We start from the raw sequence: 23,167 nt of genomic DNA, 5'->3' as shown, positions 1-23,167 counted from the left end.
ATGAACAGAATAACATTTAATCGACCCTACAAAACAGGTAAAGAAATACAATATATTGCGGAAGCCCATAGCTACAACCATCTCTCCGGTGATGGCCAATTTACCAAACGTTGCCACACTTGGCTTGAAGAAGAAACAAACTGCACGAAAGCACTCTTAACTCATTCTTGTACGGCAGCATTGGAAATAGCCGCTTTATTGTTAAATATTCAACCTGATGATGAAATCATTATGCCATCATATACCTTTGTATCCACGGCCAATGCATTTGTATTACAAAGAGGGAAACCCGTTTTTATTGATATTCGTGAAGACACACTAAACATTAATGAACAATTAATAGAAGCTGCCATCACTCCTAAAACCAAAGCGATTGTTCCCGTACATTATGCAGGCGTTTCCTGCGAAATGGACGTCATTACAGAAATCGCGAAACGGCATGGCCTAATGGTTATCGAGGATGCTGCACAGGGAATAATGGCAAAGTATAAAGATAAAGTTTTAGGCAGTATTGGTGACCTTGGTGCTTACAGTTTTCATGAAACCAAAAATATCATATCGGGTGAAGGGGGCGCTCTTTTAGTAAATAACCCTGAAATGGCACTGCGCGCAGAGATAATACGTGAAAAGGGAACGAACCGCAGCCAATTTCTGCGAGGAGATGTTGATAAATATACCTGGCATGATGTGGGGTCCTCCTATTTGCCTAGTGAGATTATTGCTGCATTTCTATACGCTCAACTTGAAGATGCGGAAAGCATCACATATCGACGTATTTCGATTTGGAATCATTATCATCAACTTCTGAAGCCTTTGGAAGAAGCAGGTATTCTTCGTCGCCCCATAATTCCGGCACATTGTCAGCATAACGCACACATGTATTACATTATTCTCTCTCCGGAATTTGATCGTCAAATTATTATCAATCGTCTAAAGGAGCAAGGGATACATCTCATATCCCATTATGTGCCACTACACTCCTCGAAAGCAGGTCAATGTTTTGGTAAAACTCACGGAGATTTGACTTTGACTGATTCACTTTCTGAAAGAATTCTTAGATTGCCCTTATGGATTGGATTAACTCAGGAGCAACAAGAGCGAGTTGTTGAAGAACTTCACAAGGCCGTTACTAGAGGGTTTTAGTATCCCTTTAGTTTTTGGATGGAAGCCAAACATTTCCTTTATCGTGAATCCGTCAGTTAATAGGAATATGTCAGCTTCCCTAACCTGGATTCGAAACGCTTGTCAGAAAGTATGCAACAACTTATGCTTGTGTTCCTTCTATTTATACTGATAGCGGAGAATTGTTTTGCTAAAACGAATTTTTGATGTAACAGCAGCAAGTGCCCTACTCATTCTATTTTTGCCCTTACTCTTGGTTATTGCATTCATGATTCGTTGGCGATTAGGTTCTCCTGTCTTTTTTCGTCAAGATCGTCCAGGATTGCATGGCAAAAAGTTTCAACTCATTAAATTTAGGACGATGAAAGAAACATACAATAAAAAGGGTGAAATTTTACCGGACAAAGAGAGAATTACGCATTTTGGGCGTCTTCTTCGTGCATCAAGCTTAGATGAGTTACCTCAATTGTGGAATGTGCTCAAAGGCGAAATGAGTTTTGTTGGTCCGCGACCTCTACTAATGGAATACCTTTCTCTCTATAATGATGACCAAAAAAGACGCCATGATGTAAAACCCGGTATCACCGGATTAGCTCAGGTTAATGGCCGTAATGCCTTAACCTGGGATGATAAATTTAAATTTGATTTATGGTATGTTGATAACCAGTCTTTTTACTTAGACTTCAAAATTCTTTTATTAACCATGAAAAAAGTATTAATACGAGAAGGCATTACTGCCCAAGGCAGTGTCAGTAATGAAAAATTTACAGGAAATCCTTCATGAGATCCCTGGCGATACTTGGTGCAGGCGGGCATGCTAAAGTTGTAGCGGATACAGCGTATTGTTCTGGTTGGCAGAATATTAGATTTTTTGATGACCGATGGCCTCAAATAACCCAATCAGGAAACTGGGAAGTTATTGGAGATACTCAGTCTTTCCTGGCACAAGCCGCTGAATTTGACGCAGCTATAGTGGCTATTGGAAACAATTTCGTGCGGATGGAAAAAATAGATTATTTATCTGGGCAAAACATTCCCTTGGCGACACTTATTCACCCCTCTGCCATCATAAGCACTTCAGCTCAAATTGGAGAAGGTTCTGTTGTTTTTGCCAGAGCAGTATTAAATCCTGATTGTATTGTTCACCCGGGATGTATTATTAATACTGGTGCAATCATTGAGCATGATTGTCTTATCGGAAGAGGTGTTCACATCTCACCAGGAGTTAATTTAGCAGGGAACGTGCAGGTAGGTGATTTAAGTTGGGTAGGTATTGGAACTTCTGTGCGTCAATGCATTAAAATTGGCAAACAAGCCGTGGTTGGAGCAGGCTCTGCCGTTGTAACCGATCTCGCCGATCATTGCACAGCATTTGGAGTGCCCGCTAAAATTTATCAACAAAATTCAAAGGAATAAGGGATCAATTATGCTCAATACAGCGTTTTCACCTTGGCCTTCTTACTCCGAAGAAGAGGCAGATGCGGTACGCCAAGTGCTCCTATCGAATAAAGTAAATTATTGGACTGGAAGTGAATGCCGAGAATTCGAAAAAGAATTTGCCCAATGGGCAGGAACAACCCATGCAATCGCCTTGGCAAATGGCACGATTGCACTGGATGTCGCGCTTAAAGCAATTGGGATAGAACAAGGTGATGAGGTGATTGTGACCTCACGGACTTTTATCGCATCTGCCTCCTCTATAGTCACTTGTGGCGGTACTCCTGTATTTGCGGATGTTGATGCAAACAGCCAAAACATTACTGCAGAGACCATTCAAGCTGTGATGACGCCCAAAACAAAAGCCATCATTTGCGTTCATCTGGCTGGTTGGCCTTGTGACATGGATCCTATCCTGGAATTGGCAAAAAAATTCAATTTATATGTTATTGAAGATTGTGCTCAAGCTCATGGGGCCAAATATAAAGGACGCTCAGTAGGTTCAATTGGCCATATTGGTGCATGGTCATTTTGCCAGGATAAAATAATGACTACAGGCGGTGAAGGAGGCATGGTCACTACCCATGATGAGAAATTATGGGCCTGCATGTGGTCTTATAAGGACCATGGAAAATCATGGGATGCCGTATATAACGAACAGCATGAACCTGGTTTTCGCTGGCTCCACCGTAATTTTGGCATGAATGGTAGAATGATTGAAATGCAGGCGGCTATAGGAAGGATACAACTAAAAAAAATGACTGCCTGGCAACAGCAAAGGCTTGGAAATTTAAAAATGATTTATGAGGTGGCCTCTACACTAAAAGGGCTGAGAGTCCCTCAAATTCCTGATGATATTGTGCATGCAGCTTATAAGTGTTATGTCTTTGTAGAAGAAAATGAATTGGCTCCAGGCTGGAGCCGTTGCCGCATTCTGAATGAAATAAACCATCGTGGCGTCCCTTGCTACCAAGGCTCTTGTTCCGAAGTGTATTTGGAAAAAGCTTTTGATGGAACCAAATCGCGTCCCTTGAATAGGCTGCCAGTGGCTATGAAGTTAGGGGAGACCAGTCTCATGTTTTTAGTACATCCAACCTTAATGAAATCAGAAATTGAGAAAACGTGTCAGGTCCTTCAGGAAGTTATGTTAGAAGCGACTAGTTTGAAAGCGATGAATCAGTAAATTACTTCTTTATCATTTAAATGGACTGACAAAATAATTCTGAACCTAAACAAAATAGCATGATTACCAGTGAATACCATAGCTAAAACTATGGTATTCACTGAATGTTTACAAGATGCACAATACGAAAGAAAGTGCTATCATGATGCCGCCTCTTTTTATACTTATTCTTATGTCAATTATGGAAGCAACTATTAAAAATATCAGAAAGGAATATATTATGAGTTTTTTTTTAAAAAAAACTGGTTTTCAAGAATATTTGCCCCTGATATTAATAGAAACTTTCTTTAGTTTAGCTTATCTTTTATACCGGTTTGGACCATGGATGTATCCATACAGAAAAGACAATGTCACCCTCATATTTTTTATGGGCTGCTGTTTTCTTTTTTGTTTGGGCTATTGCATTGCGACAAAAAAATATAACCGAAAATGTATTGACATTGATTTAACTGATCCTGATAAATTAATTCATGTTTTAGTAGGTATTGGTTTGATTACTTTCATTCCTTACTGCTATGTAAATACTGGAAGTTTTTATCCAAAAATTTGGAGCTCCTTTAACGATTTAGGGTTGGCATATCAAACCGCATTAAATCGTCTACCTTTAGGTACAATTTTTAAAATTAATTCCTTAATTGTTGATATCATCAAATTTCCTTTAGTTATCATATTGTATATTTGCTGGAATAAAATCAATAATCCATTAAAGTATGCAGGTTTTTTCTTATCTCTTTGGTTCTACGCAACTGATTTATGTATTGGTAGAAATCGATCGGTGATGTTTGTTTCTATCTGCTTTCTCATCATGTATTCAGCCAAAGTTGTTCGGGGGGCGGTTAAAAACATTAAAGAAGTGTCTTTAAGAACAACCATTATTACGCTAGTTATCATTCTGGTTGGGCCATTATATTTTGCTGCAACTATGAATTCACGAGGAAGCGCAGCAGTGGAGTATGCAAATTTTTTGGCTCAGAGTGGCAAAAATTCAAGTGAAGACAAATTTATAAAGGATATTGTTAAAAAGAAATGGGGCTATGTTCGTCCTAAAGTAGTTCGGTATAAAAAGAATATTAACGAAGTGGATAAGCTTGAATTTAATATAGCCATCAAACCTGGTAAAGTGTCGAGTGAAGTGGTTCGGCATAAAAAAAATATTATCAAATTGGATAAGTTTAATGAATTTGATATGGTCATCAAACCTGGTGAAGTTTCGAGTGAAATAGTTGAGCGATATGAAAAATATGCCCCTCAGTCTAAAAAAGTTCATCCTTTTTATGCCAATGATTTAACCTATGCTTTTGTAAATGTTGGTGATCCTTTTTTTGCAAAATTACCTTCAAGAGTTCAGTATCTTTATGCACAAGTTTCAAATTATTTAAGCCATGGGTTCCAGGGGCTAACCATTGGTTTAAGAACAAATTTCAATTGGACTTTTGGGTTTGGCCAAGCCCTGGTTCTGCAAAACAAATTTGAAAAAATGACAGGTATAGACATTTATTCCCGAAGTTATATTTCCAAAGTTAACGCGGCAGGTTATCCCATTTCATATCAATGGTGCACAGCCTTTTTACAATTTGCATCGGATTTCACATTTATTGGAGCAGTTCTATTTATGGGATTTCTTGGTTTTCTTTTTGCTAGTTTATGGATAGAAACCATTTATAAGGAAGATATTCTTGCAACTGTTCTTCTTGTTTATTTAAGTTTTAGTTTATTATTATTAACCTCCTGGTGGCAACCCAGTTTATCACCAGCGGATTTTTTAGTTTTTTATGGTGGAATATTTACCTGGTTAATGAAAAAGAGCTTTTGGTACAACCGCGAATTAACTGTGGGTATTAGCATTCAAAATGGTTTGAAATTATGAAATGGAATCTCAATTAACCTGGTATAATCTATTACAAAGCGAAATGTAGACCTTTATGTATAAATTATCACTCGCGATGATGCTTTTAACTCTGGTTTCTAAAGTAACTGGATTTGCTCGCATCATTTCGCTATCTTACTATTTTGGTATTTCATATATCAGTGATGCGTTTCTCATATCACAAACCATTCCGGTCACTATATTTACATTCATTGGAACCGGAATTATTACAAATTACATCCCCATTTTTTCTGACATTTTAGTGAAAGAAGGATTTGACAAAGCAAATCGTTTTTCTAATAAAGTTTTTAATTTACTGATGGTATTAAGTTCTGTAATCGTTTTGCTTGTTCTGATATTTACTGAACCTATCGTCAAAATTTTTGCATCAGGATTTGATGGGTCTCAATTGAATTTAGCTGTAATTTTGACACGGATCAGTATTTTTAGTATCTATTTTTCCAGCATGGTATTTCTTTATTCTAGTTTCTTGCAAATTAGAGGTAATTTTCTTATTCCTACTATTGTCAGTATTCCCATGAATATGATTACGGTGGCTTCAATTTTTCTGGCTACGAAAACGACCATTACCGTTCTCGGCATAGGAAGCGTCGTTGCAACTTTTTCACAGGTTGTACTTCTAATACCCTATGTAATAAAGAATAAGTATCGCTTTCAATTCAACTGGAAATTTAAAGACGCCCATATAAAAAAAATGCTGTTACTTTCCTTACCAGTTATTTTGGGTGCATCAGTTAACCAAATCAATATTATTATAAGCCAAACACTGGCTTCAAATGCTGGATCAGGTGGAATTGCTGCTATGAACTATGCCGTTTCTTGGGTAAATCTTGTTCATGGAGTCGTCGCTACCACCATAGCCACGATCATGTACCCCACTATTTCAAAGTTGATTTCAGAAAATAAAATTACGGAATTGAAATCTTCGATTGCAAATTCAATGAGCACTATGATTTTACTGGTTGTTCCAATAGCAGTGGGTACCATCTTTTTTTCAAATCTTATTATTCAGCTCTTATTCCAAAGAGGGGCTTTTGATCAAACCGCAACAGATGTGACAGCATCCATACTGGTTTTTTATGCCATTGGCATGCTCTGGTTCGGTCTTATGGAGATTTTATCCCGTTCATTTTATGCTTCAAGCGATACGCGAACGCCCACCATTAATGCAGGAATAGCCATTGTCATTAACATCATACTGAGTTTTATCTTATTTCCTGTTTATGGCGTGCCGGCTTTAGCCGCATCCTCTAGCATTTCCGCTTTTATTTCTACCCTACTTTTAATCAGAAGTTTAAGAAAAAAGATAGGGACTTTTGGACTTAAAAAAGTATTTGTTTTATTTACTAAAGTTGTGATTTGCTCTGTACTCATGGGAATCATTTCTAAAATGGCCTTTGAGCTATTGAAAAAAACAAACCTGAATGAGTTATTTTCATTTGCTATCACAGCCTTTATCGCAATATTGGTGTATGCGCTACTTTTAGTATTGGTTAAGGGTACTGATGCCAACCATTTTATTCAGTTATTTAAATTGAAAAGAAAAAATGCACTTCAAATAACAAACGGACTTTAACCGTTTAAAGGGTCATGAGATGTTCAAGGAAAAAAAAGTATTAGTAATAAGCCACAATCCCTTTTCCGACACCAGGAACAATGGAAAAACTCTTTCATCTTTTTTTGAGAAATGGCTGCCGCAGAATTTGGCGAATTTATATTTAACACCAGACATTCCCGATTTTACAGTTTGCAAAAATTATTTCCAGATAACCGATCTTGAAATCTTAAAAGCAAACATCCTATTTAAAAAAGCACACGGTAAAATTTATAGATCAGCGGAACTTAAAAATTTTACTCCGAAACATAATGGACGACTTTATAACCTAGTGAAATGGTTTTTCGTCAAAAGAAATCCATTTGCAGAGTTTTTTAGAGAACTATGCTGGAAAAAATCTAAATATCAGTCAGAAAATTTGTTAAAGTGGTTAGATGATTTTAGCCCGGAAGCCATATTCTTTCAGGGCAGTAATATGCCATTTGCTTATAAAATGGTGGAATGGATTTGCGACAAATATAATTGTCCCTTATTGTTGCAGTTAACTGACGATTACACTTTTATTAAATCCCGTATTTCTCCCTTTGCCTGGATAAATCATTTGATGTATATGAAGGAATTTAAAAAAGGATTAAAAAGGGCTAAATCAGTTTACGTCATTAGCCCAGCAATGAAAATTGAATATGAAGAACGCTTTCGCTGTAACCATATTTTCATTGCAGCAAATAGCGTAGAACCCATAGAAATAGGCGCTAATAAAACCACCAATTTTCTTCGGTTAATCTATACCGGAAGCGTTTCCCTAGAGAGATGGCGGGTACTAAAGTTTCTTGGTGAATGCTTAAAAGAGTTAAGGGAGGAAGGGTTTGCTGCAATACTCGATGTTTATACACCTCTTGCAATCGATGATAGGTTAAAATCGCAACTGACCATTCCAAATATTATGAGTTATAAAGGATGTTTAGATTACAGTGGATTAATTCACGAAAGAACACACAGTGATGTATTTGTTCACATCGAATCGTTTTTAAAATTTCAAAGGAAAATAACCCGACTGTCGCTTTCTACAAAAATTCCAGAATATATGGTTTCAGGCCGTTGTATTTTGGCCATTGGACCCCACGAGATTTCATCCATTAGTTATTTAAAAAATAATGATCTCGCTGTGGTTGTTACCGAAGAAAGCAAAGATGAATTAAAAAAAGCAGTAAGGGAAAGTCTATTTGACGCGACGAAAAGGGACAGCTTAGCCACGAAAGCTCGCCAATTTGCAATGGAGAACCACAACAAGGATGCAATCCAAAAAATAATCTACAACCACATGCATGGATCAACAAACGATGAAAAAAATATACAGAATGAGTTTCCTGTTTTTTGATAGATGTCCCAGAGATTATGTGTCAGCAGGAAATCTATTTGCAAGCTTTCTAACCTAGTTATGCACAACCAGGTAATTAATCGTTCTATCGTTTTTCATTTAAGCTGCATTGATACGCAAAGATTTAAAGTTTAAAGCCACCTTCTCTTGTGGTGCATTAGGGGAGTTCTTTTTATCAGCGACTATCTTGATGACATGTTTTCCATCATTTAAATGTATCGGTAAATTTAATCGATAATAATCTTTTGTTTTTTCCGAGTAGTCGTGGTGCCAAATAGGTTTGTCGTCTAGAAAAATGGTGACCTTCCCATGATCAAAATTGGTAAGAATTTCAGAAGTTAAAATAGCTGTTTGCTCTCCAATGGATTGAGTTTCCAGGATTATTTCTTCCTGCCCAGCAGCAATATAAGGTAATAGATCAAAGTGAATGTTTCTTATAAATTTAAATTCTTTGATTGGTTCTGCGATTGTTCGGGTAAGGGTTATCTCCGCCAGACGGGCAACGGCATGGGGTAAAATATCTGAGTGAATAAACTGCTTAACCTCGAAATCTTTGATTAGCTCCCACCCATCAAATTTTTTCAATAGAGTATTTAGAAGAATTATATCGGCCTGATGGGCATCAACAATTTTTATAGTGTCATGAGGCGCTAGCGGCTTTAATTCTATCCCCTTAATTGGCTCCCAACCGCCAAATTTTTTCAAAACTGTTTCTAATAGATTTTTTTCCTTTTTAATAAGCAAGTGGTTTTGAGTTTTCACAATATTAATATGGGGAAGCTCTTTTTTCAGAAGATCAATCAAACGCTGGCTATACAAGTCCTTGCCAAGATCATTCATATGATAAACCGTATCAAAGTATAACGATTTATCATACATTGATTGATAAGGATTACCTAGAAAGGGGATTCCTAACTGAGCATAATGCTCTTTGATTTTTTTTATATTTTCCTTGGATACATTATTTTTTATATTATCAAAAAAGATATGGGTTGGCGCAGTTGCCAATACGGTTATCCCATTTTCTTTACACCATGTTGCAAATGATTGTAAATGCTGCCAACTGTCTGAAAGGTCAGTATTTCCAAATATGCCACCATCAAGTTGTGACGTGTCTCTATACTTGCGAATGTGATCGGTTATAAATATACGGTTATTCGAATGAACATCACCAAAGGCATTATAATTTGTGTGTACATAAGTTAAAGGATCTTGATCCCATGGCTTTGATTTAAAAAATTTCTCCTTATAGGCTAACTTGATTCGTTTAAAGGAAATCCGTAAGGCAAATTGGAGTTGCTGTTCGAAGGTCAGTGTTTTCAAAAATTCTGGATCACGAGAAATATGATCAAGATAAACCTCGTTATACTTAAGTCTCAGATGGTAATAAGTATACTCGGGAGCCAATAAAACAATATCTCCCTTCCTTAAAACTTGCTTTATTTTATATAACAAATACTCAATATCTAATCCACCGTATGTCCCATAGTTTATTGTAGGTATTCCTAGTTCCTTAGACATTTTTTCAGCACTCACAGAGAAATGGGTCCCTGAACCACCAAAGATGAAAATTCTTGTCCCTTTAAAATGGCTGGCCGCTAATGCTTTTTTTTTGTAGAGTTCAGTGACCCACTGGCTTGAAGGCGTGGGAAATCCCAACTGAGCGATTACAGCACCAAACCAGAGCAAAAACAGTAGAATTACTGCAGAAAATAGGCTTAATAAGTATCGAGAGGAGATAGACATGATGACCTTAAAAAGTAAAATACATAAATTCAGATGGTGGTGAAACAAACAGCGATAACAGGGAGATAAATAAAATAAATCCCATAACAAACCCCATCTTAGGTGATAAAGAAAATAACCTTTGCTTCGTTTTGGTAACCATCTCTATACCAAGTGCGGGTGAGTATTGGTTAAAAATCTGTTGTGTATTCGGAGTAAACCATATAATAAACAACAAAAAAGCAATCCAGCGAATAGGTGCTTTTTGATCATTATGTAATATTGAAAAATCAAATCCATTTAATCCAATCATAGACTCTAGTAGCACTTTGACCGAATGAAGATCATGGGCGCGGAAAAATACCCAGGCAATCATCACCGCAATGAAAGTGATGCCGCAACTTAAAATTTTTGTGGGTATCCATCGTGTAATACGTGGATTAAAAGTTCGGGAAAAACTCTGCCATATGTTGTTGATCACGAGATAAAAGCCATGAAGAAAGCCCCAGATCAAAAAATTAATGCTGGCGCCATGCCAAATACCGCCTAATAACATGGTTAACCAAAGATTGATATAACGTCGTGTTTTTCCTTTCCGGTTTCCGCCCAAGGGGATGTAAAGGTAATCTCGCAAAAATTGTGAGAGGGTCATATGCCAGCGACGCCAGAAATCAATGATGTTCAGGGCTTTATAGGGCGAATTGAAATTAATCGGTAATTTGATGCCAAATAATAAGGATAAACCAATAGCCATATCAGAGTACCCGGAAAAATCAAAGTAAAGTTGTAAAGTATATGAAATAGTTCCTATCCACGCGGCAAAAAAATCGGGGGTATGGGGAATTGAGCTTCCTGTAAATCCATACACCAGTCCCACATTGATCATCAAACTGTCCGCGAGCATGATTTTTTTAAATAAACCGATAATAAAAATAGAAAGACCAATGGCAATATCTTTTGGATCAATAGACACTTGTTGCGCAAATTGAGGCGCAAGTTGTTTGTGATGAACGATAGGCCCCGCAATCAAATGAGGAAAGAATGTGACAAACAAGCAGTAATGTAAAAAATTATATTCTCGTGTTTCATGCTTATATGAATCAACTAAAAACGCAATTTGGGTGAAAGTGAAGAAAGAAATTGCTAAAGGCAATATAATATATTTTAAATTAAAATGCGTTTGTGCCGTCGTATTTAAAATTGAAATGAAAAAATTAAAATATTTGTAATATCCCAATAAAATCAGGTTCGCACCGATGCCAAAAATGAGAATCGGCTTTCGTCCACGTGTAAGAGAACTAAGGAATTTGCCGCATAGAAAATTAAATACCATGGATAAAATAATAAGACCGACATAAACAGGATTCCACCAGCCATAAAAAAATAAAGAGCAGAATACCAGCCACACCATGCCTAAGGTTACTTGTTTGGTTTTAAGAAATATATAATAAAAAAACCATGTTAATGGCAGGAATGCAAAGAGAAAAATAAGAGAGTTGAACAGCATAAATGCCTCCCACTAAAATCAAAAAATACTTCCATAGAACCTTTATCTTTTATTTCAAAAGAAGCTTGTTTGAGGTAATCGAATCCCTCTTTTATTTCGCTGAAGAATTCAGCTCAACTATATAATGAAACATTTTCAAAAAATTCGCGACTCCCACATTCATAGACAAGCACTCTTTATAATAATGGGCGCCCTGGCTACCCATTTCCGTAAGCTTACTCGGTGATAACTCTGCCATTTGCAATACAGTTTCTGCGATGCGTGAGACATTTTCCGGCTCAGTATTCATTCCTGCTTTGGCTGTTAACACTAAGTTAACGGCATCCCCTTTGGCTGCAATCAAAATCGGTTTTCCAATCGCAAGGTAAGCCTGTATTTTGGAGGGAATCGTTATTTCAAATAAGGGATCATCTTTAAGATGAACCAATAATACATCACTTGCCCGTAAGATTGAACCAATTTCATGAGTGGGAACTCTGGGTAAGAAATGAATGTTCTTTATTGATTGATCAACGGCCATTTGCTGTAGTCTTTCTTTTTCAATGCCACCCCCAATTAATACAAAGTTGACGCGGGGGTTTATTTCCGAGACTTTTTTTGCAGCTAATAATACGGCATCCAGAACTTGAGCTTTACCCATAGTTCCTGCAAATACAACATTGAAATTTTCTTTTTTTAAGTAAGTTTCTGCAGGTGCTAATGTTGAATTAACAATGGTTTCTTCATCGCACCAGTTATAAATCACCTCAATTTTTTCCGCAGGGACATTTCTTTGAATCAATAATTGTTTAAAACCAGGTGAGAGCACCGTAATGCGCGATGCGCGTTTATATAACCACTGACACATTGTTTCTATAATGGTTAGCAGCCCTTTTTTATTTAACATGCCCGTAGCACGCAATGTGTCTGGCCACATATCCTGAATATCAAGAATAAATGGGGTGCGTCTCAAAAAGCCAATGATGGCTGCTGATAATCCTGTTGTTATGGGCGGATGATACACATAAATAATATCAGCTTTTTTAGCAAAAAAAATTCCGTAAAGACAGGAAGAGAGAAAAAAACTGCCATAATTTAATATTCTTTTGAGGGCAGACTGATCATGACTGGGATATAGAGCCACTCGGTTGATTAGAATACCATTATGGTATTCACGTTTTCTCCACTTCATTTGATACCCGGAATAAATTTTACCTCCAGGATAATTTGGAAAGCCAGTAATGACTTCTACGTCATTCCCTGCCTGCTTCAGAGCATTTGCAAATGCTAGACCCCTTGGAGTTGGTTCTGGATCAAACCATTGTGTCAAAATAAGAATCCGCACTTCTTTCTCTCAATTAAAGTTTTTCCATACTGTCTGTTTGATGTAATCTGTATAACTGTGAATAATACGAACAACCTTGTCCGCCACATTGGGCATTGAATAATCATAAACCTGGCGCAGGTTTCTTGTTTGACCTCTTGCTTGGGCATCCAAAATGGCCAAACACTGTAGTATCCGTTCCACCGATAAGCCGGACATCATCACGGCGCCTTCTTCAAATCCTTCGGGGCGTTCGTGTGCTTCCCGTATATTTAATGCTGGGAAATTGAGAATTGAAGACTCTTCGGTAATGGTACCACTATCGGAAAGTACCGCTTTAGCAGATTGTTGCAACTTGACATAATCTGAAAACCCTAAAGGTTTTAATAACTTAATTAATGGATTAAAAGTAATACCATGTTTTGTAATTTGTTTTTGGGTTCGTGGATGGGTTGAAACCACAACTGGCAATTGATACTGTTCTGCGATGCAATTGAGTGAATTGACTAATTGTAAAAAATTGTGTTCTTTATCAATATTTTCTTCCCGGTGGGCACTGACAACAAAAAAACACTCAGGGTCCAACTCTAATTGTTTCACAATCTCGGATTGTTCTATGTTATTTTTATAATACTCTAGAACTTCAAACATCGGACTGCCTGTTTTGATGACTCGATCGGCAGGGAGCCCTTCCGACAATAAATATTCACGGGCAATAGAGCTATACGTCAAATTCATATCTGCAATATGATCTACTATTTTTCTATTCGTTTCTTCAGGTACTCGTTGATCAAAACAGCGGTTTCCTGCTTCCATGTGAAAAATAGGTATGTGACGGCGTTTTGCCGGGATAGCTGCGAGACAACTGTTGGTATCACCTAGTATCAATAAAGCATCAGGATTTTTCTCAGCGAGTACTTTATCCACTGCAATGATGACATTTCCAATGGTTTGCGCCGCATTTTCACCTGCAGCGTTCAAAAAGTAATCGGGTTTGCGCAGGGCTAAATCATTAAAAAAAATTTCGTTCAGCTCATAATCATAATTTTGTCCTGTATGGACAATAATATGATGACAGTGCTCGTCTAATTTTGCCATCACTCGCGACAAGCGAATAATTTCTGGTCTAGTCCCTACTACTGTCATCACAGTTAGTTTTTTCATTTTAAACCTCATGCATGATAGTATCAGGATGATTCCGATCAAAAATTTCATTAGCCCACAAAAGAACCATCATTTTTGATTCTCCAACATTGGTAATATCGTGAGACCATCCTGGAATAGTTTGAACGATTTCAGGTTTATTACCAGAGGTGAAGCACTCGTACACTTCCCCGGTGATAATATGACGAAAGCGAAAACGCGCCTCTCCTTCGATCACTAAAAATTTCTCTGTTTTGCTATGATGATAGTGGCCGCCACGGGTGATTCCAGGATAGGCAGTGAAATAGGAAAATTGTCCTGATTGTTCAGTTTTTAACATCTCAACGAAAACCCCTCTGGGATCTTCATGTTTCGTGACTAAATAAGAGAACTGTTTGTTTTCCAGATAACTGACGTACGTTGAATACAAAGCGTGTGTCAGACCTGTCCCAACGTTAGGAATAATTCCAGAAGTTCTACTTAGTTTAAAGGAGGTCAATATTTCTGTTAGCTCGCCTACTGTTGTAGAATAAACAGGATTCACCTTACAAAAAACATCAGAAGCAGGTTCTGATATATTTTTGATAAATGTCTTGACCACATCGTCAATATATACCAAATTGATTGCCGCAGTGGCATCATGAATGTGTATGGGTAAGTCATTGATAATATTATAACAAAAGGTAGCTACAGCCGAGTTATAATTCGGTTTGCACCATTTACCAAACACATTAGGGAGCCGGTAAATATAAATAGCCGCTCCCGTTATTTTATTATAATGAAGTAAAGCCTCTTCCCCTAAACGTTTACTGGCACCATAGGGATTATCCAGTTCCGCCTGAGTAGAAGAAGTATAAATAATAGGAATTTTTCGGCCTGCTGAAATAATTAAATCACATAAGCTGCGTGTGAATTCTGCGTTAATTGTTTCGAATTCATCAACATGTTTTGGCCGATTAGCACCTGCCAAGTGTATGATAAACGAAGCTTCTTGTATTGCAGCCGCTAAATCAGCTTCTGTAGATTGCCGGGTAATGGGTAATACTGCTATTTTCTGCTCATGAAGCGATATAACAAGATTTTTTCCAATGAAGCCATCAGCTCCTGTGACCAGTACCTTCATGCTCAGATCACTCCACCGGTTCCAAATTAAATTTTGCTTTTAAAGCTTGGACACAATCAAGTTTTAGTAATAACTCTTTCAAGCCTTCTATATCCAGTTGGTTTGTATTGTGTGAGCTGTAATCTTGGCTAGTTGAGATGCTGGGTTCGCCCTCTTCTACGAATTTACTGTAATTTAAATCCCTAAGATCAGGGGGAATCCGGTAATAATCGCCCATATCTTCAGCGCTTGACATTTCTTCACGGCTTAGTAAAGTTTCGTACAACTTTTCACCATGACGGGTTCCAATGATATTGATGCCGTGATCGGGCTTATTAATAAGTTCCAATAAAGATTTAGCAAGAATTTCTATTGTGGCTGCGGGTGCTTTTTGCACAAAAATATCGCCATTTCTGCCATAGAGAAAAGCATAAACAGTTAATTCTACGGCTTCCTCAAGGGTCATCATAAAACGGGTCATTGACGGTTCAGTAATCGTTAAAGGCAAATTATTCATAATTTGGTTTATGAACAGCGGGATAACCGAACCGCGGGAAGCCATAACATTACCATAACGCGTACCACAAATAATCATTTGCTCATCAGAAAGGTTCCGCGATTTTGCAATCATTACTTTTTCCATCATTGCTTTGGATATTCCCATAGCGTTAATCGGATAGACTGCTTTATCTGTACTCAAACATACAACGCGACTCACGCCAGAGCGTATTGCCGCCTCAAGGACATTTTCAGTCCCAATAATGTTCGTTTTAACTGCTTCTATAGGATGGAATTCGCAAGAAGGTACTTGTTTCAGCGCAGCGGCATGGAATATATAATTTACTCCAGCCATGGCATTCATAAGACTTTGATAATCCCGAATATCTCCAATGTAAAATTTGAGTTTGGGGTTATTATATTTTTTACGCATCGTATCTTGCTTTTCTTCATCTCGACTAAAGATACGGATTTCGCCTATACTTGTTTGTAAAAAACGGCGCAATACGGCATCACCAAAAGAACCCGTGCCGCCTGTAACCAACAGAGTCTTCCCTTTAAAAGGATCAATTTCATTGATGCCAAAATAGGAATGTGCATTCATCGTAATAATCTTCCGTAGTAAACTAATTCTATTTTAAGAACTTTTTTATTGAGTTTAGATTTTCAATAATTCCTTGGGTGTATAAATTCAAGTAACCACCCTTAATAGGCAGTGGGACAAATAAAAATTCGTATCAAAGCGAAAAACATAGCTTCCTTCAGAATATTCAAATTAAATTCATTCTTCTGCGAAAACTATTTCATTTATAGTGCACCAATTGAGCTTCTATATAGATTGATTCAAAAATATACTAGAACCCATTGTGCAAGCGAAGCATATATTACTCATATTTAAAATTCAAGACAATGATCATTAGGGGATAACTCTATTTTCAATCTGGTGAATACTTATTTGATAGATAATGTTTCCCACCATATGGTCACGGAATAACTTGGTTTTAGACACCGCGGACAAGCCGCGGTGCGTAGGCAGATGGGATACAACCATTGGAAGACATCACTCATTTGAGCCTGCTTACTTTAAATTATTCTCTTCTCATTCAGACTCAGAAATGCTTTTGTTTGTCATCAAAAGATTTTGCTTTTCTTGATAAATAAACGCCATTTTTTTTGATTAAATTGAGACAACTCGACTCACAACCAAAAATCTTGTACATAATCTAAGGTTCTGAACAACACCCAGCATCCTGCGGCAATTCAAATTCTGAGCCAATATTCATGTTCCTGCAATAAACCCCAAACTTCCAAAACAATTTGCATGCATTATTCGTAAATCCAACCTCTCGCCGTACCCCTCAACAATTTCAAACGTTCTGGGCCATATCTAAAATCTCGCAGTAATACCCCCCATATTTTCCAGAACAATTTACAAACCTTGTTCGTCAAATACAACATCTCGCAATAACACCCCAAACTTCCGCGACAATTTTCAAACGCTCAGCGTCATATGCAATGTTTCGCTATCCACCCTAAACTTCCCTCAACAATGCCCACGTTTTCCTATCCAACCGCTCGCACAAATATTAAACCTTGCACATATATACCCAACGTCCCACAGAAATATCCCCTAACCATCTCACAGAAATATCCCCTAACCATCTCACAGAAATATTCCCTAACATCTCACAGTAATATGCCCCAACATCTTCACAGAAATATACCCCAACATCTTCATAGAAATATCCCCCAACCACCCCGCGCAATGTTTCCCTACGTCCCGCGACTTGTTCGCGGGATCCAGGGTTATTTGAAACCGTTAAAAGTACTTTTTAGTCAAGAGGTGTATCACACTACAAAATAGGTGTAATTTTGCGTTATTTTTTGTAATATAATCTCGCCTTTCAAGACGCGTACGAATCACAATTATTGTATTGAATCATCGCGCAATACAGGATTATTAATTTGTTCCCTTTAAATAGAAAAGACAAGAATTTTTCCCTTAATTCGCCATTCTTCCATTTTAGAACTAAGTTACCTCAGCAAATACCGTTTCTCTTCTTAATGTTATTGTGTCTTGCCCTTCTTTCTGGAATATTTTTACCTGTTTACTCCGACGAAGCGGTTACCAAGTGGGGCGCAGCGCGGTTTTTTGAAGAATCGGGGAAGGCAATGTCCTATTATCCTCAATGTTCAAAAACTCTAAATCTAAATTTATCTTGGATTTTCTATCCTGCAAACCTGTTTTATTCTTTAATTTATGGGAAATTGTATCCTTTGGGTTTAAGAATAAGCGGTATCATTTTCTCGTTTTTTTGGTTTCTGGGTATTGGATATTGGTGCTTTAAAAAAGAAAAATCAGTCTTGCCAGCAGTCTACCTATTTACCGCAATAATCGGTGTGGGTTTTGCTTTGGGCGTTATGCCCTATCTCTTTATTCTGGCACGCCCAGAACAGATGTTAACTCTGACCCTTCTGCTCTGTTTTCTTTACTGTATCTTTTGGCGTAACAGGTGTTCTGTAAGCTGGCACTACTTGGCTGGATTTATTTATATCATTTTGATGTCCTGCTTTTTTTTCGCACATCCTAAAACTTTATTTTTTTTGCCTTTTATGATAGCCGTTGCTTATTTAATAAGCGACAAAACTCATCCTGTTTGGCGGGTACTTTTAATTCTAGCCCCTTTGATATTTGCGTATTATGCCTATCACCGTGCAAGCTTGTTAACTCACTGCTCAGGTACTCCCTTACTGAATAAAATGATGGCCAGTAACTCACTCTACCCCGGTTTATTATTCGATTCACCGTTAGAATTTTTGAAACAAGGTTTTACAAACCTGATAGAAGCACCGCGAAAAATTATAAACCATATTATATTCCAATCAGCTTACCAATCGGTCTGGCTCCCAAGTACAATCATTCCGGCCTTAGGGATTAAGTTATTTAATCTGGGTATTAAGTTGTCTCTTTATATTCTTATTATTGGTACTCATTTAGCAGCTATGGTTTTATTGATTTATCAAATGATAAAACGCGCGCCGCAGCCATCTATACTTTTAGCCGGCCTGTTGGCCATAGGGACTTTTTTTAATTTTTTCTTTTATAAAACCTGGCATTTTTATGGAGGAAATCAGAATATTCCTATTTCTATTTTACTCCTGCTCTCTATCATTTCATGTTTGCCCAGAAAAATACCTTTTGACAAAATTCGTACCGTTTCAATAACAATAACACTCTATGCATCCACTTCGATAATTATATTACTCTACAATTATCTCCCCGCTCTGGTACATAACTCAAAAAACAAAGAGGCGGAAATTAAAGGACAATTTTTATCAATACCTGTCTTTGGCGTGCCACACCACATCAAAACAATAAAAGCACTTGCCAAACAATGTGGCTTAACCACTAATAATGTGAGCCATCTCGTTTTAGATCATATGACTTATTATGCTTTTAGGGAAAATAAAAGTCCTATTCATGTTTTATATGTTTCTGAAATAGGTTTTGGCCCGGATTTAGCCAATGGAAAACTGGAGCCTTTTCTACACAAATTAAATAGCCCAGGGATTATTGCCCAATGCCCCTACATACCCGAGCAACTCCGTTCACTCCCTCATATGGAAAATAATGGTTATTGCTGTATTAACCTATATGCCCTCTCTACGGGCTGATGGTTTCTAAAAATAGTTTTCTTTATTTTATTATGGAACATAAAAGAAAGGGCATGTGAGAATGCAACTTGTAACTTAAGTGGTGATTCTCCTAAATCCAAGCGCATGTCTTGTAGCGCAATAATGAAACATGCTAACCGAACCTGCTACAGATAGAAGTATCGGGATGAAAAAACTGAAATTAATACCTGTAAATTCAATGATTAGGACAACAGCGGTAATTGGCATTTTTTGAGCTGCGGCAAGAAAAGCTGTTCCTCCTACCACTGCGAAAGCAGACAATGATATACCTGGCCATACATAATTCCAGAGAATGCCCAAAACAATGGCCATTAAAGCACCATTTGCTAAAGAAGGAGTGAGAAGTCCCCCTGATGCACCAGCCTGAATGCTGGTGCAGACTATGAGAACTCTCAGTATTAAGATTTCCAAAGCGAAGCCAAAACCTAACATGTTCCCATCAAATCCTAATTGTGCTGCAGATCGTCCATTTCCTAATATCTGCGGAAAGTAAATACCTAATAAGCCAATAATGGTGAAATTAAAGAGGCAGGTAAGAATTATCTTCCATCCCCGTGGTGCTTTACTTTGAGCTCTATTCGTAATTTCTTTAAACCAATAAGCAGAAAATCCAAAGATAGGGCCTGCTAAAATTGACCAAATCACTACCGAGGCATCTAATGTTAAAGGGGGTACAAGATATAAAGATTGATTGCCAAGCCCTATCCAAGAAATGACTGCAGCAATAGCCGATGTGGTTATAGCTGGAATCACCGCAAACCAATGAAATGAACCTAATAGAACTTCTAAAGTAAACATCGCACCACCAAAAGGTACGTTATACACTGCAGCCAAACCCGCTCCTGCAGCACAGGCTACAAGTATTTGGCTCTCTTTAGGGTGTAACTTCAGTTTATTTGTAAACCAACATGCAAACGTCGCCGCTAATTCTCTGGGCGCCACTTCTCGACCCATAGGTGATCCCAAAGCAACAGTGATGATTTGAAGCAATACATGCGCCAGGGTAGTTTTGATCGGCATATAGGGCCGTGAGGATTTGAGTGCGCTGGCAATACTCACTAAAGGTCTGCCGTAACGAAAAACAGCCCACCATCCAAAACCTGCTATGAAACCACACAGCAGAAGGGCTACCATGATTCTTATTGCTGATGAGTCACGAACCACTTCTAAAAAATGTTCATTTCCTAGAATAGGAAATACTGTATGTTGGTAGGCTAAATGTTGAATAAAATGGAGTAATATGGCTAAAAACATCCCGCCAAAACCAGAAACAATCCCGATGACAATAGTGGCGACAAATACATAATGCCATCGGGACTCCAAATGTTGGGCCATGAATCACTCCTTAAATATCTAATCAACACGACACCTTAAATTTCAGTTGTCGTCTTCAGAAGGTAATAGAGTTAAGCAAACGCCATCCTAGCAATACTTTCACTAAATTTTTAATAGGTCAAATTCAAGGAAATAATCGCCCGATTTGCACCCTCATGATTATTATTTCAAATGACACTGCCTTTATTTTCTAATAATTTCATTAAACCGCGATGTATTCATTCCTGGCTTAAATGTGTCCGTCTTTCTTGCATGGTTTCCACACTGTTTATCACGGTTTGACGACAGATTTCCTGCATCACGGGTATCTCTTTCAGAAGTGTTCCTTCGTGAATGGTATAAGCGATGAGAAAACTATCACGCCATAATTTTTCATTACTTCTTTTCTTGGATTTCATCCACATGGCAATCCATAAAAAATGGAATTTCCATTTTTCCCGGTTTAATTCCATTTCCTCATCAAAAACAGCATCCATGGCTTCTTCCATACGGCAGACTCTAATCCCGTCAACAAAACTGCTGTTGTGATTAACTATTTTATCTATTAAGGCATTTTCCAAGAACCATGATTCTGTGAATGATTTATTTTTTAGCCAACTTTTAGACCGTCGCAACGAATCAGAAATAACTTCGGGAGTAAATGGAACAATTTGTACGCTTAACTGCTTGATAATATCGTCTAAATCTAATTTACTCGGTCGCAAACGGACTCCCAATAGCTCTTGAATTTCTAAAAAATGCACATTTGGAATTTCCCCTTTTTCAATGGATACAGCTAAAAAATGTTCCACCATCATAATAAAATAAGAGAGATCCACTTCACGTAAAGTCACATTTTCATCAAAAGCTTGGGTGTAATAGTTTCTTACGTCTTTACCCGCTACTGGCGGGGTAATCCAGGCATCTTTAATGCCTAATTCGTATTTTAACAACAAACCACATAATCTATTTTTTCTTTTTTTATTCACGTGCAGAAAAACACCTTGAGACCCAGAGCCGTCTACTTCCGTAGCGCGTATTATCGTGCGGGCAACTTCAGGTTCTGGTGCAAAGACTACACCTTTTTTCCTTTGGATTTTTATCCATGTATTAAAAAACGGGTGGTAGCGCTCAGGATACCAAAATTTTATGGTTTGTAGCCGCGAAAGGGATATGGAAGAAAACGTCACCGATTCGATCAGATGATTCAACGTTTGAATAGCGACTTCGCGAACCTCTGCTTTGGGATGTAATAAAACAAGTAAGGCGATATCGGAGCCTTCTTCAATGTTGTACAAGTCAACCATGAGGTCGATAAAAAAATCAGGGGGCATGGCATAGCTTTGAGCAAAAAAATTCTCGGCGATTTCAAAAACATTAAGATCTGATAACTCGTGAATTAAATCACGAATTGCATCTAAATGAGATATCGGTTCACCCTCGGGTACCAATTCTTCTTCTTCACTTGCAAGATCATAATAAGCATTTTTTAACTCTTCGGTTAATTCTACATTCGACTCGTAAAAAGAATTGAGTACCGGAAGCCAAAAGCTTAGTGTATGTTGACGAGAATTAATCAATTCAGCGAGGTGGTTCATTAACTGGATTAAGGTTTTTTCCACCACTTTGTTTTTTGATTCCACGGCACCTTGCAATTGAGCGACACAAATATCCAGAGCAAAAACACAAGCAGAATAGACCGAAATCTCTTCATCAAGTTTTTCTTCTAAATTACTTATAATATCCAGTAATCTAAAAGCGAGTTCGGGTTGCTGGAAAAATAAAGTATATAACTGTGGATCAGGCTCCGCATTTTGTTCAATTAAGGTAGCCATCTCGGTGAGTAATTGGTGAAGCTCAGGCATCGTACTGGTCATATTTCTTTAGGCACCTGTCTTGCTCTACCTTCTTTATCTAAAGCAACAAAAACAAAAACTCCATCCGTGACTTGGTATGCATCATTTTGGGTTGCAGGATGTGCCCAGACTTCAACATTAAAAGTCATCGAGGTATTACCTTGTTTCACCAGGCTTACGTAGCAACTCACAAGATCACCTACATGAACCGGCTTTAGGAAACTCATGGAATGAATGGCAACTGTCGCGACGCGTCCTAATGCTAATCTTTTTGCCATAATCCCAGCAGCCAAATCCATTTGCGATACAATCCATCCACCAAAAATATCCCCATTGGCATTCGTGTCCGCTGGCATTGCCAGGGTTTGGATGGTGAGCTCTCCCTTCGGCATGTTGGTCATTGTTTTCCACCTTAATCGTAGCCTGGGTGCAGCGCAGTATAACCCGGGTGTCTTAATAT

Annotated in this window: 17 protein-coding genes; 8 read left to right on the top strand and 9 right to left on the bottom strand. The window is 37.8% G+C overall.

The genetic code is table 11. From position 1 onward, the window contains the following. The 7 genes from rffA to BU07_RS0114035 all read left to right on the top strand — a co-directional run bounded on the left by rffA (position 1) and on the right by BU07_RS0114035 (position 8,563). Entirely contained in the window at positions 1-1,143 is a 1,143-nt protein-coding gene (rffA, locus tag BU07_RS0114065) for a dTDP-4-amino-4,6-dideoxygalactose transaminase (protein WP_031567075.1), read from the top strand. 166 nt (positions 1,144-1,309) lie between these two features. Continuing rightward, positions 1,310-1,906 carry a sugar transferase gene (locus tag BU07_RS0114060; protein ID WP_031567073.1) on the top strand — a complete coding sequence of 199 codons (597 nt, stop codon included), beginning with the start codon at positions 1,310-1,312 and terminating at the stop codon, positions 1,904-1,906. After that, positions 1,903-2,538: an acetyltransferase gene (locus BU07_RS0114055; protein ID WP_031567071.1), complete on the top strand. Its 636-nt coding sequence runs from the start codon at positions 1,903-1,905 to the stop codon at positions 2,536-2,538. Before BU07_RS0114060 ends, BU07_RS0114055 begins: the two co-directional genes overlap by 4 nt. Positions 2,539-2,548: 10 nt before the next feature. Further along, on the top strand, positions 2,549-3,742 hold the full coding sequence (locus BU07_RS0114050; protein ID WP_031567069.1) for a DegT/DnrJ/EryC1/StrS family aminotransferase: 1,194 nt from the start codon (positions 2,549-2,551) through the stop codon (positions 3,740-3,742). Between the two features lie 220 nt (positions 3,743-3,962). After that, positions 3,963-5,609 (top strand): hypothetical protein, encoded by a 1,647-nt coding sequence (locus tag BU07_RS0114045; protein ID WP_133134469.1) that lies wholly within the window; start codon positions 3,963-3,965, stop codon positions 5,607-5,609. Between the two features lie 55 nt (positions 5,610-5,664). Then, positions 5,665-7,206, top strand: coding sequence for a murein biosynthesis integral membrane protein MurJ (murJ, locus tag BU07_RS0114040; protein WP_031567065.1), 1,542 nt, complete (start codon positions 5,665-5,667; stop codon positions 7,204-7,206). Positions 7,207-7,225: 19 nt separating this feature from the next. After that, the gene (locus BU07_RS0114035; protein WP_031567063.1) at positions 7,226-8,563 is read left to right on the top strand and encodes a glycosyltransferase family protein; all 1,338 of its coding nucleotides are present in this window, start codon (positions 7,226-7,228) and stop codon (positions 8,561-8,563) included. 99 nt (positions 8,564-8,662) lie between these two features. On the opposite strand, the gene BU07_RS0114030 is transcribed toward BU07_RS0114035, so the two are convergent. The 6 genes from BU07_RS0114030 to BU07_RS0114005 all read right to left on the bottom strand — a co-directional run bounded on the left by BU07_RS0114030 (position 8,663) and on the right by BU07_RS0114005 (position 16,445). Further along, a complete protein-coding gene (locus tag BU07_RS0114030; protein WP_031567061.1) occupies positions 8,663-10,309 on the bottom strand; it encodes a hypothetical protein in 1,647 nt (548 codons plus the stop codon). 7 nt (positions 10,310-10,316) lie between these two features. Continuing rightward, the gene (locus BU07_RS0114025; RefSeq protein ID WP_031567060.1) at positions 10,317-11,795 is read right to left on the bottom strand and encodes an MBOAT family O-acyltransferase; all 1,479 of its coding nucleotides are present in this window, start codon (positions 11,793-11,795) and stop codon (positions 10,317-10,319) included. 91 nt (positions 11,796-11,886) lie between these two features. Continuing rightward, positions 11,887-13,104, bottom strand: coding sequence for a glycosyltransferase family 4 protein (locus BU07_RS0114020; protein ID WP_207384426.1), 1,218 nt, complete (start codon positions 13,102-13,104; stop codon positions 11,887-11,889). Positions 13,105-13,128: 24 nt separating this feature from the next. After that, positions 13,129-14,262: a non-hydrolyzing UDP-N-acetylglucosamine 2-epimerase gene (gene wecB / locus BU07_RS0114015; protein ID WP_031567055.1), complete on the bottom strand. Its 1,134-nt coding sequence runs from the start codon at positions 14,260-14,262 to the stop codon at positions 13,129-13,131. 1 nt (position 14,263) lies between these two features. Further along, entirely contained in the window at positions 14,264-15,364 is a 1,101-nt protein-coding gene (gene wbjC / locus BU07_RS0114010) for a UDP-2-acetamido-2,6-beta-L-arabino-hexul-4-ose reductase (RefSeq protein WP_031567053.1), read from the bottom strand. Positions 15,365-15,371: 7 nt separating this feature from the next. Next, positions 15,372-16,445 carry a polysaccharide biosynthesis protein gene (locus tag BU07_RS0114005; RefSeq protein ID WP_051635596.1) on the bottom strand — a complete coding sequence of 358 codons (1,074 nt, stop codon included), beginning with the start codon at positions 16,443-16,445 and terminating at the stop codon, positions 15,372-15,374. Between the two features lie 1,361 nt (positions 16,446-17,806). Here BU07_RS0114005 and BU07_RS0114000 point away from each other — a divergent pair. Beyond that, positions 17,807-19,516, top strand: coding sequence for a hypothetical protein (locus BU07_RS0114000; protein ID WP_133134468.1), 1,710 nt, complete (start codon positions 17,807-17,809; stop codon positions 19,514-19,516). A gap of 75 nt (positions 19,517-19,591) precedes the next feature. Here the strand turns inward: BU07_RS0114000 and BU07_RS0113995 are convergent, their stop codons facing one another. The 3 genes from BU07_RS0113995 to yciA all read right to left on the bottom strand — a co-directional run bounded on the left by BU07_RS0113995 (position 19,592) and on the right by yciA (position 23,108). Further along, positions 19,592-20,872 (bottom strand): chloride channel protein, encoded by a 1,281-nt coding sequence (locus BU07_RS0113995; protein ID WP_031567048.1) that lies wholly within the window; start codon positions 20,870-20,872, stop codon positions 19,592-19,594. A gap of 218 nt (positions 20,873-21,090) precedes the next feature. Then, positions 21,091-22,728, bottom strand: a complete 1,638-nt coding sequence (locus tag BU07_RS0113990) for a hypothetical protein (protein WP_031567046.1) — start codon at positions 22,726-22,728, stop codon at positions 21,091-21,093. Further along, a complete protein-coding gene (yciA, locus tag BU07_RS0113985; protein WP_031567044.1) occupies positions 22,725-23,108 on the bottom strand; it encodes an acyl-CoA thioester hydrolase YciA in 384 nt (127 codons plus the stop codon). The genes BU07_RS0113990 and yciA overlap by 4 nt, the downstream gene beginning before the upstream one ends. Positions 23,109-23,167 lie beyond the last annotated feature (59 nt).

This window comes from Legionella wadsworthii DSM 21896 = ATCC 33877, assembly GCF_000701265.1.
In the GTDB taxonomy this organism is placed as follows: Bacteria; Pseudomonadota; Gammaproteobacteria; order Legionellales; family Legionellaceae; genus Legionella; species Legionella wadsworthii.
The sequence above is the reverse complement of the archived record's forward strand: the minus strand, read 5'-3'. Positions and strand labels throughout refer to the sequence as shown.